This window comes from Streptomyces sp. S465 (genome assembly GCF_026898115.1).
GTDB lineage: Bacteria > Actinomycetota > Actinomycetes > Streptomycetales > Streptomycetaceae > Streptomyces > Streptomyces luomodiensis.
The window spans coordinates 1,580,010-1,593,171 of record NZ_CP114036.1 but is presented as its reverse complement, the minus strand read 5'-3'; the positions used below and the strand labels follow the sequence as shown (position 1 = coordinate 1,593,171).

General features: G+C 73.6%; 9 protein-coding genes and 1 pseudogene. 4 read left to right on the top strand and 6 right to left on the bottom strand.

Translation table 11 applies throughout. The annotated features are described in order from the left end of the window. The first annotated feature begins 142 nt into the window (after nt 1-142). Entirely contained in the window at nt 143-2,557 is a 2,415-nt protein-coding gene (locus N6H00_RS06695) for a hypothetical protein (protein ID WP_443072905.1), read from the top strand. On the opposite strand, the gene N6H00_RS06690 is transcribed toward N6H00_RS06695, so the two are convergent. The 5 genes from N6H00_RS06690 to N6H00_RS06670 all read right to left on the bottom strand — a co-directional run bounded on the left by N6H00_RS06690 (nt 2,527) and on the right by N6H00_RS06670 (nt 9,132). Further along, complete coding sequence (locus tag N6H00_RS06690; protein ID WP_268970647.1) at nt 2,527-4,965, bottom strand: right-handed parallel beta-helix repeat-containing protein; 2,439 nt, start codon at nt 4,963-4,965, stop codon at nt 2,527-2,529. The genes N6H00_RS06695 and N6H00_RS06690 overlap by 31 nt on opposite strands. A gap of 213 nt (nt 4,966-5,178) precedes the next feature. Continuing rightward, nucleotides 5,179-5,781 (bottom strand): Rv1733c family protein, encoded by a 603-nt coding sequence (locus N6H00_RS06685; protein WP_268970646.1) that lies wholly within the window; start codon nt 5,779-5,781, stop codon nt 5,179-5,181. 88 nt (nt 5,782-5,869) lie between these two features. Next, on the bottom strand, nt 5,870-7,618 hold the full coding sequence (locus tag N6H00_RS06680) for a sensor histidine kinase (protein ID WP_268970645.1): 1,749 nt from the start codon (nt 7,616-7,618) through the stop codon (nt 5,870-5,872). 113 nt (nt 7,619-7,731) lie between these two features. Further along, nucleotides 7,732-8,619, bottom strand: a complete 888-nt coding sequence (locus tag N6H00_RS06675) for a universal stress protein (protein WP_268970644.1) — start codon at nt 8,617-8,619, stop codon at nt 7,732-7,734. An 87-nt stretch (nt 8,620-8,706) separates the two neighbouring features. Then, nucleotides 8,707-9,132 (bottom strand): ATP-binding protein, encoded by a 426-nt coding sequence (locus N6H00_RS06670; protein WP_268970643.1) that lies wholly within the window; start codon nt 9,130-9,132, stop codon nt 8,707-8,709. 246 nt (nt 9,133-9,378) lie between these two features. On the opposite strand from N6H00_RS06670, the pseudogene N6H00_RS06665 reads away from it, so the two are divergent. Beyond that, a pseudogene (locus N6H00_RS06665) lies at nt 9,379-9,827 on the top strand (cyclic nucleotide-binding domain-containing protein). Between the two features lie 124 nt (nt 9,828-9,951). Continuing rightward, nucleotides 9,952-10,644, top strand: coding sequence for a response regulator (locus tag N6H00_RS06660; protein WP_268970642.1), 693 nt, complete (start codon nt 9,952-9,954; stop codon nt 10,642-10,644). A gap of 398 nt (nt 10,645-11,042) precedes the next feature. Here the strand turns inward: N6H00_RS06660 and N6H00_RS06655 are convergent, their stop codons facing one another. Next, nucleotides 11,043-11,543 carry a DUF6643 family protein gene (locus N6H00_RS06655; protein WP_268970641.1) on the bottom strand — a complete coding sequence of 167 codons (501 nt, stop codon included), beginning with the start codon at nt 11,541-11,543 and terminating at the stop codon, nt 11,043-11,045. A 239-nt stretch (nt 11,544-11,782) separates the two neighbouring features. Between N6H00_RS06655 and N6H00_RS06650 the strand changes: the two genes are divergently transcribed. Then, nucleotides 11,783-13,162, top strand: a complete 1,380-nt coding sequence (locus tag N6H00_RS06650; RefSeq protein ID WP_268976857.1) for a TerD family protein — start codon at nt 11,783-11,785, stop codon at nt 13,160-13,162.

Below are 13,162 nucleotides of genomic sequence, written 5' to 3'. Positions count from 1 at the left end.
TTCGCACGGGGCGGGGACAGCCGAGGGGCGCAGTACCCCGGGTCACGATTTCGCCACGCCCGCCCCGTCAGGGTCGGGAGCGGGGACCGGTGGGCACACTCTGGGAGCAGAACGACCGCACCGCACCGGATCGGGGGACACGGTGGCATCGACCACGCGTACGGACACACCGGCCGACGCGACGCAGCCGGCGACGTCGGCCGGTGCGGGCGGAGCGCCGCCGCCCGACCTGGAACTGCTCGTCCACGGAGTGGGCGGCACCACCCCCCAGGAGATGCTGGACGATCCGTGCACCAGCCTGGTCACCGGCGACGAGACCGCCGCGGTCTACCGCAGGGCCGAGGACGTGGACGCCGAGCGGCGCTCGCCGCAGGAGCGCGAGGAGCCGGGCCGCGAGGGCCCGATCCGCGAGGCGTACGTATGGTGCAACCTCACCTCGGGCAACAGCTCCCGCGCCCTGTGGCTGCTCCTGCTGCCCTTCATGGTCGCCAACCTCGCCCACTGGATGCGGCCCCCGGCCGACCGGCGCGAGCGGACCGTGCGCACCTACGGCCTGTTCGTACGGCTCGTGGCGCTCAGCCTGACCGTGCTGCTGATCGCCGGTGCCTGTGAGGTGGCCCTGGACCTGGTCGCCTGGCAGTGCGCCGGTTCGGCCGACTGTGCCGCGGACACGTCCTGGCTGGCCTTCCTCTCCCCGGAGAACCACGGCTGGTGGAGCCAGCCCGGCCGCAGGCTCGCGCTGGCCGCGGTGCTGCCCGGCGCGCTCACCGGACTGCTGTGGTACCTGTCCAACCGCACCTGGAGCGCGTACGAGTCCTCCCCGCCGCTGGAGCGCCCCGTCGACGAGGCCGCCCCCGAGGCCGGCAACCGCCCCGCGCTGTGCCTGCCCGGCTTCTGGTACGGCCGCCGGATCGTGGCCCGGCTGCGCGCCGCGCACACCGCCGCCGGGTTCCTCACCATCGCGGCGGGCCTGACCCTGCCCACCACCACCTACGATCGCAAACCGGGCGGCAGCGGCCTCCAGGACGCCGCGGGCTGGGCGCTGCTGGCGCTGATCACCCTGGGCGCGGCCGCGGTGGTGGCCGTGGTGTGCCACCGCGGCCGCAGCGAGACCAAGGTCGACGGGGAGCTGGACCGCATCACCATCACCGCGCTGCCCGGCGCGGCCCTCGCCGTGCTGGCGCTCTCCGTCCTGCACGCCGGCTGGTCCCGCCCCGGCTGGGTGTCCACCGGCAAGCTTCCGGGCAACCAGGCGTTCTGCGCCATCGTCATCGGGGAGGGCGCGCTGATCGTGGCCATGGCGGTGTGCGCCCTGGCCCTCCACCGGGCCGCGCGCTCCGGACGCGGCGGCTACGCCCTGGGCCGCACCCCGCTGCTCGGGCTGGCCGGACCCGCCGTCGCCACGCTCGCCTGCGGGCTCGGCGCGGTGCTGGCCGGCGGTGTCGCCCAGCGGTTCGCCGACTGGCTGGACGGCGGCGCCACCCCCGGTGAGGGGCCGGGCATCGCCCCGCCGGTTCTGCTGACCTGGCTGGCCACGGCCATCCCCGCGCTGCTGCTGGTCCTGCTCGGACTGCTGCTGATCTTCAGCGTCAGGGTGTGGCGGGTGCGCAACCGGCTGCTGCCGACCATCATGGACGGCTATCCGGAGGAGCGCCCCGACGCCGTGCGCACCCGGCGGATCGCGGGCACGATCGCCCGCGCCGGCCTCACCGACTCCGTCCCGTGGATCGTGGGCCCCGTCGCGCTGTTCACCCTGCTGCTCGGTGCCCTCGCCATCGTCGGGGCCTGGGTCACGGACGAGGTGCCGGGGCGGGCCGCCGACGGCGCGCCCGGGGTCGTGGACGCCGCCGCCCAGACCGCGCAGGCACTGGGCTCCTGGCTGATGGGGCTGGCCTTTCTGATGCTGATCACCTGGGCCCGCCGCGCCTACCGCAGCCCCGCCGCCCGCCGCACCATCGGCATCCTGTGGGACGTGGGCACCTTCTGGCCGCGCGCCGCCCACCCCTTCGCGCCGCCGTGCTACGCCGAGCGGGCGGTGCCCGATCTGACCTGGCGGATGGAGACCTGGACCCGCCGGTACGGCGGCCGGCTGGTCATCTCCGGCCACTCCCAGGGCAGTGTGCTGGCCGCCGCCGCGGCCTGGCAGGTGGACCACCGCACCCGCGGCCGGATCGCGCTGCTCACCTACGGCTCACCGCTGGAGCGGCTCTACGGGCGCTGGTTCCCCGCCTACTTCGGCCCCGACCAACTGCTCTCGCTCCACGGCGAGATGCGCCGCTGGCGCAATCTGTGGCGGTACACCGACCCGATAGGCGGCCCCATCCGGCTGCCCGACGGCAGCGGGCCCGAGGTCGACTGCGACCCGTTCAAGGACCCGATGGTCTACGGCCGTACGACCGAACACCCGCTGCCCGCGCCGATCCTGGGGCACGGGGACTACCAGGCCGACCCGCTCTTCGACCGGGAGCGGGCCGGGCTGCTGGCCCGGCTGCCGGAGCAGACGCCGCCACCGCCGGAGGAGGCCGGTCAGATGAGCTCCGGCAGGTCCTCCGGATAGAGCAGCGTGAGGTCGTCCGTGGTCGGGTCGCTCAGCTGGGCGACCCGACCCGCGTGCCGCTCCACCATCGCCTCGAAGGTCTGCCGGGCGGTGCGGCCGTTGCCGAACGCCGGGCCCTTCGGAAGGGCGGTGAAGTACTTCAGCAGCGCCTCCGCCGCCCCCTCGCCGATCCGGTACTCCTGCTCCTCGGCCTGCTGCTCGACGATCCGCAGCAGTTCCTCGGGGGCGTAGTCGCCGAAGGTGATGGTGCGCGAGAAACGGGAGGCCACACCGGGGTTGACGGTCAGGAAGCGCTCCATCTCGGCGGTGTACCCGGCCACGATGACCACGACCTCGTCCCGGTGGTCCTCCATCAGCTTCACCAGCGTGTCGATGGCCTCCCGGCCGAAGTCCCGGCCGGAGTCCTCCGGCGAGAGGGCGTACGCCTCGTCGATGAACAGCACTCCGCCGCGCGCCCGGTCGAACGCCTCCTGGGTGCGGATGGCCGTGGAGCCGATGTGCTCACCGACCAGGTCCACCCGGGAGACCTCCACCAGATGGCCGCGCTCCAGCACCCCGAGGGAGGCCAGGATCTCGCCGTAGAGCCGGGCGACCGTCGTCTTACCGGTGCCGGGGGAGCCGGTGAAGACCAGATGGCGGCGGACGGAGGCGGCCTTGAGCCCGGCCTGCTGACGCCGCCGGCCCACCTCGATCATGTCGGTGAGGGCCCGCACCTCGCGCTTGACGCTCTCCAGTCCGACCAGCGCGTCCAGTTCGCCCAGCACCTCGGTGGAGGGGCGGACGGCGACCGGGGGCTCGGCGGCGGGCGCGGCGGTCTGGGCGGACCGCTGCGCCGGGACCCCGCCCAGCAGCCCGCCCGTCGAGGCGGCGGTCTGCACGGCGGGCGTGGTGACACCGGGCGCGGCGGGCGCGGCCGGAGAGCCCGGCGCCGTGGTGGCGCTCTCGTCGCTGGTGCAGTCCTCGACGACCGGGCCCGCCTCGGAGAACTCGTAACCGCCGCGCGCGCACCGCTCCGTACGGCACCGGGTCAAGGTGGTGCGGCAGCCGTCGATGATGTGGAAGCCATAGCCCCCGCTGCCGGTCACCCGGCAGCCGGTGAACGTGCCGCGGCCCTCGGCGGAGACATAGAACCCGGCCTCCGTCGGCCCGGAGACCGTGGTGCGCTCGACCGTCGGATCGGCGCCCTTGGTGACGATCACTCCGGTGGAGGCGCCGTCTATGGTGCAGTTGGCGAGCGTGCCGCCGCTGCCGTGGTCACGGAACCACGCCCCGGTGGCCGCCTCCCGGATCCGGCAGTCGTCCAGCTGGACGATGGCCCCGTCGCTCACCGAGACCGCGGTGGAGCGCACCTGTGACAGATCGCTGTCGACCACATCGACCCGCGACCCCCGGTCCAGGACGAACAGCGCGTCCGGCACCTCGCGCACCCGGCACGAGTCGAGCACGGCGGTGGCCCCGTCGCTCACCCACACCGCCGGGTAGTCGCCGGTGCTCTCGTGCAGCTCGCACTGGTTGGCGTCGACCCGGGTGCCCGGGTCCCACACCGACAGGCCGTTGCGCCCGAAGCGGCGCACCGTGGAGCGGGTCAGCGTGAGCACCGAACGCGACCTCAGGTCGATCGCGTTCTCCGGGATGTCGTGGATCTCGCAGTCGGCGAGCGTGAGCACCGCGTCCGTGTCCAGGTTCACCCCGTCGGACGTGGTGCGGTGCACCCGGCAGTCGGTCAGATGCCCGGTCGCGCGCCCGGAGACCTGCACCCCGGCGCCCCGGATCTCGTACACCTCACAGCCGACGGCCTCCAGGGAGGTGTGCTCCCCGGTCAGCGAGAGCCCGGCCCCGGAGGCGTGGTGGATCCGGCAGCGCTCCAGGCGCGGCCGGGCGCCGCCGCGCACCGCCACCCCGGACTGCCCGGCGGCCACCACCTCGCACTCCTCGAACACCCCGCCCGCGCCGTCCAACACGCTGAGCCCGACGCCCGCGGGGTTGTCCACGGTGCAGCGCCGCACGGTCGGCCGGGCGCCGCCGCGCACCTCGATGCCGACCGCCGAGCGGGTGGCGACCCGGACGTCCGCCAGCTCCGCGGTGCCGTCCTCGATCAGCAGCGCGGGTGCGGCCGAGTCCTGGCCCTCGACATGCAGATCCTGGACCGTGGCGGAGGCCCGTATCGTCAGCGCGACGCCGTCCACCGGCGCGATCCGCACCGAACCGCGGGCGGAGCCCTCGGGCCCGCGCAGGGTGACGGCCCGGCCCACCACCAGATTCTCGCGGTAGGTGCCGGGCGAGATGGAGAGCACATCACCGTCCCCGGCGGCCTCCAGGGCCGCCGTGAGGGAGGCGTACTCTCCGGTGCGGCGCCGCCACCGCGACGTTCCGCTGTGCGTCACCTGGACGACCGAGCCCTGTGCCATGGTGCTGCTGTGCCCCCACCTCGTGCGTAGTCGGTGTGCGCGCCTGACCGCCGCTGCCGACTGCCGCTGCGCATATGGAGTGCCCACCGTAGCGTGCGCACGGCACCGTGAGTTGACGTGCCTGTGGACGACGGGCGGGATTGGCGTTCATATGACAATTAACGGCCCGTCCACGGGCGTCCGTAACGCCTGAGCGTGGCCCGCCCGCCGACGCTAGCTGTCGGCGTCCGCCCGGCCCCAGTCCTGGCCGGCTCGCGCCCAGGCGATGTCCCACTGCGTGTAGCGCCGGCGCATGAGCCGCCATACGACCAGCCGCCGGGCGCCGTCCACCAGGACCACCGTCCCCGCGGCCGCGCCGACTCCGGCCAGCACGGCGTGCGTGGTGGTCGTGGCGGCGTCCAGCGGGCGGCCCACCGGGCGGCCGTGGTCGTCGGTCCAGATCCGGAACCGCTCACCGGGGTCGGCGTCGGGACGGGCCGCCAGGGCGCCTTGGTGGCTGCTGCCGTCCGGCCCCGTCCAGCGGGCGAGGACACGACGGTGGGCGTCCGCGGCGGAGGCGGTCTCGGGATCGGAGTCGATGGGTGGCTGCGGCAGCACCTTCAGCACGGTGGCCGAGAGCGGATGACGCTCGGCGCGCTGCTCGCGCGCGACCTTCTCCAGCGCTCCGTGCGCCCAGGACCCCGACATCCAGCCGACAACGGGGGCGACGAGCAGGATGAGCGACGCGGCCACCAGCGCCGCGTACGCCTCCAGCAGGTCGGTCCTACGGCGCAGCGGGTTGCGCCGCCAGCGCCACAGCCCCCAGATCGTTCGCATGGATCACACACCCCCTTTCCCGTTCGTGGGTACCGCATCGCGGGCCGGATATGCGCTGATTCGGTGAAGAGAGAGCAATATCACGGGGTCAGCCCTTTCGCCGTTCCGGCGGGCCGTCGGCGGTCAGGGGGACACACCACACCAGCCGTGTGCCGCCCGCCTCGGGCGCCTCGATGTCCAGAGTGCCGCCCAGGAGTTCGGCCCGGGAGCGCATGTTGACCAGCCCGCCGCTGGGGGCGGCATCCCCGATGCCCACCCCGTTGTCCGTGACCGTCAGGGTGATGGCGCCGTCGACGGTCAGCCGCACCTCCGCCCGCTGGGCGTGGGCGTGCCGCACGGTGTTGCTGAGCGCCTCGGCGAGCACCGCCAGCACATGGTCGCCGGTCTCGTCCGGCACATCGGTGTCGACCGGGCCGTCCATCAGCAGCGACGGTGCGAACCCCAGGGTGTCGGAGGCCGACCGGACGGCCTTGACCAGCCGGCGCCGCAAAGTGGCGGGTTCGCCGTCCTCGTCCCCGACCGTGCGCAGCGCGAAGATCGTGGACCGGATGATCTTGATGGTCTCGTCCAGGTCGTCGACGGCCCGCCGCACCCGTTCGGACGCCTCCGGGCGTTCGATCAGCCGGCCCGCGCTCTGCAGGGTCAGCCCGGTCGCGAAGAGCCGCTGAATGGCCAGATCGTGAAGGTCCCGGGCGATCCGGTCACGGTCCTGGAGCAGCGCCATGTGCTCGGACTCGGCGCGGTGCCGGGCCAGTTCCAGGGCGAGGGCCGCCTGCGCCGCGAACCCCGACAGCAGCTGCACCTCGTGGTCGTCGAAGGGCGGCCGCCCGGCGAGCCGGCACAGCCGCAGCGCACCCGAGGCCCGCTCGTTGGCCACCAGGGGGACGGCCACCACCGGGCCGAACTCGCTCTCCGGAGCCGGCAGCGGCCAGGACCGGGCCCGCGAGTCCACCCGTATGTCCGAGGCGACCGCGGGGCGCCCGGTGCGGGCGGCGAGCCCGGCCAGCGAGCCGTCGGACGGCACCACGAGCCCGCCGACGCGCTCCGCGTCATGCCCCTCGGCCACCTCGACCACCAGGGAATCGGTGCCCGCGGCGGGCAGCAGGATCGCCGCCGAGTCGGCGAGGGCCACCTGGAGGGCGAGCCGGGCGATCATGCTCAGCACCTCGCCCGCCGGGGTGCCCGCCAGCAGCGTACGGGTGATGACGCCGAGCGCTTCCAGCCACTGCTCGCGGCGCCGGCTCTCGTGGTACAGCCGGGCGTTGTCGATGGCCACCCCGGCGGCGACCGACAGGGTGGTCAGCACCGCCTCGTCGTCGGGGTCGAACTGGGCGCCGCCGCGCTTCTCGGTCAGATAGAGATTCCCGAAGACCTCGTCCCGGACCCGGATCGGCACGCCCAGGAACGAGCGCATCGGCGGATGGTGCTCGGGAAAGCCGTAGCTCGCCGGATGCTCCGACAGATCGGTCAGCCGCAGCGGCTGGGGGTGACGGATCAGCTCGCCGAGCAGTCCGTGGCCACTGGGTAACGGACCGATGCGGCGCGCCTGTTCCCCGGACATGCCGACCGGCAGGAACTGGGAGAGCCGATGCCGGTCGACCACGCCCAGCGCGCCGTACTCCGCGTCGGCCAGCACCACCGCGGACTCCACGATCCGGCGCAGCACCTGCTCCAGATCCAGCTCGCGGCCCACACTGAGCACGGCCTCCAGCAGGTTGTGCATCCGGTCCTGGGTGGACCGGGCGGCGTCCAGCCGCGCCTGGAGCTCGTCGAGAAGCTGATCGAGCCGGAGCTGGGGGAGGGCCGGATGGCGTCCTTGGTCCGCGCTGCCCGACACCTGGCCTCCATCCCCCTCGCGCCTCTCACCAGCAGGGTATCCGGGGCGGGCACGGATGGTGACGGCGAGCGAAGGAACTCGGCCAGGGTCGGTGGGCCGCCGGGGGCCGATGCCTAGGAAACCGGCACCACGGCGGCCGGACACTTGGCGTGATGCAGAACGGCGTGGTTGACAAGCCCCAGTTGCATGCCGAAGTGCCCCTGCCGCCGCCGCGCCCCCACCACCAGCAGATCGGCGTGCGCCGAGGCGTCCAGCAGCGCCTTGCGCGCCGATCCCTCGACCGGGCGGTGCGCCACCGGCACCGGCGCCAGCCCGGCCGCCGTGGCGCCGCCCAGCGCCTCGTCCAGCAGTTCGGCGGCGCGCCGTGCGTGGTCCTCGCGCGCCCCGTGGTCCTCGGGGCCCGCGCAGCGCCATGCGTGCACGGCCACCAGCTCGCCGCCGCGCAGCCGCGCCTCGCGGAGGGCGAACGCGACCGCGGCGGAGGGCGGCGTGGGCTCCTGCTCGCCGGGGCGCTCGCGCTCGGCGATCCCGACCACCACCCGGTTCGTCCCACCGTGCACGTTCTCCGGGCGGCCGCGCACCACGACCACCGGGCACTGGGCGCGCGCCGCGATGCCCAGTCCGACCGAGCCCAGCAGCAGGGAGGCGAACTCGCCGCGGCCGCGCGAGCCGACCACCAGCGCCTCGGCGCTCTGCCCGGCGCGCAGCAGGGCGGTGACCGCGTCGTCGGCGGCCAGGTCGGTCATCACCTTCAGGGCCGGCACCCGCCGCCCGGCCCGCTCGGCCGCGGTGGCCAGCACCGCCTCGCTGTGCAGCCGCTCGGCGGGGCGGTCGGCGGCCGTCCCCGGAACGTACCCTTCGTACCGCTCCCACAGGGAGGCGTGGACGATGCGCAGCGGAAGGCCGCGGCGCCCGGCCGCCTCGGCCGCCCAGTCCAGTGCGTCCGAGGCGGCGTCCGAACCGTCGACCCCCACGACCACGGGAAGCTCCACCGTGCCCACCGCCTCTCCCGCCGGCACATGGATATGTCTCTTCCCATTGTCCCGGCGTTCCGCCGATCCCGTGGCCGAGGGAGTCCGGCGGCTCGCTCAGCGCAGCCGCATGGCCAGCGTCACCACGGCGCCCACCGCCCCCGCGCTGATCGCCAGCCGGTCGGTGACCAGCCGGGTCAGCCACAGCCCGCGGCCGTTGGTCGCGCCGTCCAGCCCCGGCAGGATCTGCGGGATGACGTCCTCGGAGAAGCCGGGGCCGGAGTCGCTGATCCGGCACTCCAGCTCGTCGCCGATCCGCCGCAGCAGCAGGGATCCGGTGCCGCCCGCGTGCTCGATGGCGTTGTTGGCGATCTCGTCGACGGCCAGTACGAAGTCGCCGCGGCGGGTCTCGCTGAGCCCGGCCCAGGCCGCGCACTCCTCGACCTGCACCCGTAGCCGAGGCAGCTCGTCGGCGGTGAAACGGCGCTGAAGCAGGTGTTCTCCGGCTCGATCGGCGGACCGACGACGAGGGTCGGCTAGCACCAGTGCCTCCCGTTGGTGACGAGTACGAGCGACATCACAGGGTCGGTGAAGCAGCCGAGGGTACGGGGAGTCTGGCCTCATCGGTTGTCGCGACCATAAATGACGTGTCATATCGGAAACGTGACCGGAAATGGGTAAGGGTGAAGCGATACCCGTTCGTCGGTGTATCGCTTTGGATCGTCCGCCTCTCATACGCGTAGTGACCGCCGAGGGGCGAGGGGGGAGAGGAGACGGCAGAGTGAGGTCATGATGGGACTTCTGAGCGCGCTGAAGACCGAACACCGGGAGCGGGTGATGGCGCTCGCCCACGATGTGTCCTTCCCCTCGGGGCGCGCATCTTCGAGGAGGGCCGCAAGGCCGACCGCTTCTGGATCATCCGCACCGGCGCGGTCACCCTCGATCTGCATGTGCCGGGGCGGCGGGCCGCGGTGATCGAGACCCTCGGCCCCGGGGAGCTCATCGGCTGGTCCTGGCTGTTCCCGCCGGACACCTGGCATCTGGGCGCGGAGGCGCTCAGCCCGGTGCGCGCGCACGAGTTCGACGCGGAGGCGGTGCGCCGGCTGTGCGACGAGGACCCGGCGCTCGGCTACGCCCTCGCGCTGGCCTGTGCCCAGGTGATCGGGCGCAGACTACAGAGCGCCCGCACCCGGCTGCTGGACCTTTACGGGCCATACGCGGGCGGGATCTCGCCATGATCGGGACGGTGGGTGCGGCGGGCGGCTCGGGGGCCGAACGGCCCCTTACGCTTCCCCGCGGCAGACCGTAAAGCTGGGCAGCCGGATCGCGACCGGCGACCCGCGCGCCGATGGAGGAGAGGCCGTGCCCCAGACAGCCGACCCCGACGGCCCCATCGGGGTCTTTCTGCTCGACGACCACGAGGTGGTGCGGCGCGGACTGCGCGATCTGCTCGACGCCGAGTCCGATCTGACGGTGGTCGGCGAGGCGGCGAACGCCCGCGAGGCCCTCGCCCGCGCCCCCGCCGTACGGCCCCGGGTCGCGGTGCTCGACGTCCGGCTCGGCTCCTCGGGCGACGGCGGGGACCACGAAGGGATCGAGGTCTGCCGGGAGTTGCGGACCCGCCTCCCCGACCTCGCCTGTCTGATGCTGACGTCCTTCGACGACGACGAGGCGCTCTTCGACGCCATCATGGCCGGCGCCGCCGGCTATGTGCTCAAGCAGATCAACGGATCCGATCTGGTGTCGGCGGTGCGCACCGTGGCCGGCGGCCGCTCCATGCTCGACCCCGGCGCGACCGCCCGGGTGATGGCCCGGCTGCGCGGACCCGCGCCCAGCGGGCCGGTGGAACTGGAGCAGCTCTCCCCCCGGGAGCGGGAGATCCTCCTGCTGATCGGCGACGGGCTGACCAACCGGCAGATCGCCGAGCGGCTGTTCCTGGCCGAGAAGACCGTCAAGAACCGCATCTCCGCGATCCTGTCCAAGCTGGGCGTGGGACGGCGCATTCAGGCCGCGGTGATCGCCGAGCGGCTCAGGGAGCGCGAAACGGGCCCGTGAGCCCGCGCGGAGTGCGGCACCGGCCGGTGAGCCCGCGCGGAGCACGGCCGTAAGGGTGAGAGAACGCCCTTACGGCGGGCCGGGAGCACCTGTCGCGCGGAGCGCGGGACCGGCTCCCCTCCGGTCCCGCGCCCCACGCCGAACGGGGGCGCGCCGGTCGATGACGCTCATCACCGCAGTGGAGTGAGAGCCCGGCCCGCCCCCGGCGACGGAGACCGGCTCGCGGCAGTGCTCGGTCCAGCATCGCGGTGCGCCCCACCGCTGGGGAGGGGCCGAACGGCCCTCGGCGACCGGGGTCAGGTGCCCGGACACGTCTGGGGCCGGACGGGGAGACCCCGTCCGGCCCGATCCTTCCCGCGACCGGGCACCGGCCCGGTCGCTTCACCTCCCGAATCGTGTCAGTAGCCGCCTCCCGGCTGCGGCGACCGGCCGCCCGGGTACTGCTGCTGACGACCGTAAGGGTCGTCGTAAGGAGACGGCGCGGGCGCCGCCGGGCGGGGCGCGACCGGACGGGTCATGGCCGGGCGCATCGCCTCGTACCCCATCGGCGCGGCAGGGCTGGGCCGCTGCGCCTGCGGCTGCTGGGCGCCCGGGTAGCCCCGCGGCCCCGTGGGCTGCTGCGGGATGTAGGGCGTGTGCGCCTGCTGCAGACCGGTGGGCTGCGGCGTGTGCTGCTGGTATCCCTGCTGCGGGGGCTGCGGGGAGGGAGCGGCCGGCAGTGCCGGCAGCGCCGAGGGCAGGGCCGGAAGATGACTTCCGGTGTCGTAGGCGGACGGCACCCTGATGGGTGCGATCTGCGGTGTCCCCCGCTCGGCGACAAGGCTGTCGTAGATGGGGGTGTCCGGGAAGGACGGCGAGGAGTAGTAGCCGCCACCGTAAGTGCTGCGGGGGGAGGTCATAGACCATAAGTTAAGCCCACGATGTGCTGATTGGGGAGCCCGGTAGGAGGGTTGTTTTCAGTGTTCGGAGTGGCCGCGGATCCCCAATCAGAGCGAACCCGGGAAAATCGGTCGTCAGGGTACGTTGAGTTCGTGTAAAGAGCGCGTTTTCACGGGGTAACCGCCGGTCGTACGACGTGGTTCGGCGGCCGGGCGACCCGGGTGACCGAAGAAGAGAGAGGCAGGGGGACACAATGGCCATGCGCAAGGGCGGTAACACGCCAGTACCGGCGGACGCGGTGCGGATCGAGCTCGGCTGGCGCACCGGGCCGGGGGTGCCGGACGTGGACGCCTCGGCGCTGCTGCTGGTGTCCGGAAAGGTCAGGTCCGACGGGGACTTCGTGTTCTACAACCAGGCGGCGCACTCCTCGGGCGCGGTGCGCCACGAGGGGAAGCGGACCACGGGTGACGCGGTGACCGACACCCTTTCGGTGGACCTCGCCCGGGTCGAGCCGGCCATCGACACCGTGGTCCTCGCGGGCTCGGCCGACGGAGGGACGTTCGGGCGGGTCCCCGGTCTGCACATCCGGGTGCTGGACGCGGCCGGCGGCGCCGAGCTCGCCCGCTTCGACAGCGACGACGCCACGGTCGAGACGGCCTTCGTCCTGGGCGAGTTGTACCGCAGGCAGGGCGCCTGGAAATTCCGCGCGGTGGGCCAGGGGTACCAGAGCGGGCTGGCGGGGCTCGCCACGGACTTCGGCATCAGCGTCGACGAACCGCGGCAGAGCCCGGTCCCGCCCGCCGCCCCCGCTCCGGCCGGCCCGCCGAACGTCGGACAGAACCCCTACGCGGCCCAGACCCCGTACGCGGCCCCCGCGCCGCCGTCCGGCCCTCCGGCCGGGGGATACCCGCCTCCGCCGCCCACCGCCGTCTCCACGCCCCTTCCGCCGCCCCCGCCCGCCGCACCGCCCGCCCCGGCCCCGGCGCCCGCCCCGGCGCCGGTGAGCCTCAGCAAGGTCACCCTGACCAAGGAGGCGCCCGCGGTCTCGCTCACCAAGCAGGGCGGCACCTCCGGCACCATGCGGATCAACCTCAACTGGCAGGTGCAGAAGCAGTTCTCGGGCTGGGCCTCCAAGCTCGGCAAGGCCATGGCCATGCACAACGACCTCGATCTCGACCTGGGGGCGCTGTTCGAACTCGCCGACGGCAGCAAGGGCGTGGTCCAGGCGCTCGGCAACTCCTTCGGCTCACTCCACCAACCGCCCTTCATCCACCTGGACGCCGACGACCGGACCGGTGCGCGGGCGGCCGGTGAGAACCTCACCATCAACCTCGACCACCGGCAGTCGTTCCGCCGGATCCTGGTCTTCGTGACCATCTACGAGGGCGCCCGCAGCTTCGCCAACCTCCACGCCACGGTCACCCTGCAACCGCAGTTCGGCGCCCCGATCGACTTCTCGCTCGACGAGTGCACCGTCCCGTCCCCGGTCTGCGCGCTCGTGCTCATCACCAACACCGGCAGCGACCTCGTCGTCCAGCGCGAGGCCCGCTACCTGGTGCCGGAGCGCGGTGTCAGCCCGCAGCGCACCCTCGACCACGCCTACGGCTGGGGCATGAACTGGACCCCAGGCCGCAAGTGA

Excerpts from the sequence above, each read along its gene's own strand:
- N6H00_RS06690 (WP_268970647.1), bottom strand. The coding sequence starts at position 4,965 with ATGGCACAGGGCTCGGTCGTCCAGGTGACGCACAGCGGAACGTCGCGG.
- N6H00_RS06685 (WP_268970646.1), bottom strand. The coding sequence starts at position 5,781 with ATGCGAACGATCTGGGGGCTGTGGCGCTGGCGGCGCAACCCGCTGCGC.
- N6H00_RS06655 (WP_268970641.1), bottom strand. The coding sequence starts at position 11,543 with ATGACCTCCCCCCGCAGCACTTACGGTGGCGGCTACTACTCCTCGCCG.
- N6H00_RS06650 (WP_268976857.1), top strand. The coding sequence starts at position 11,783 with ATGCGCAAGGGCGGTAACACGCCAGTACCGGCGGACGCGGTGCGGATC.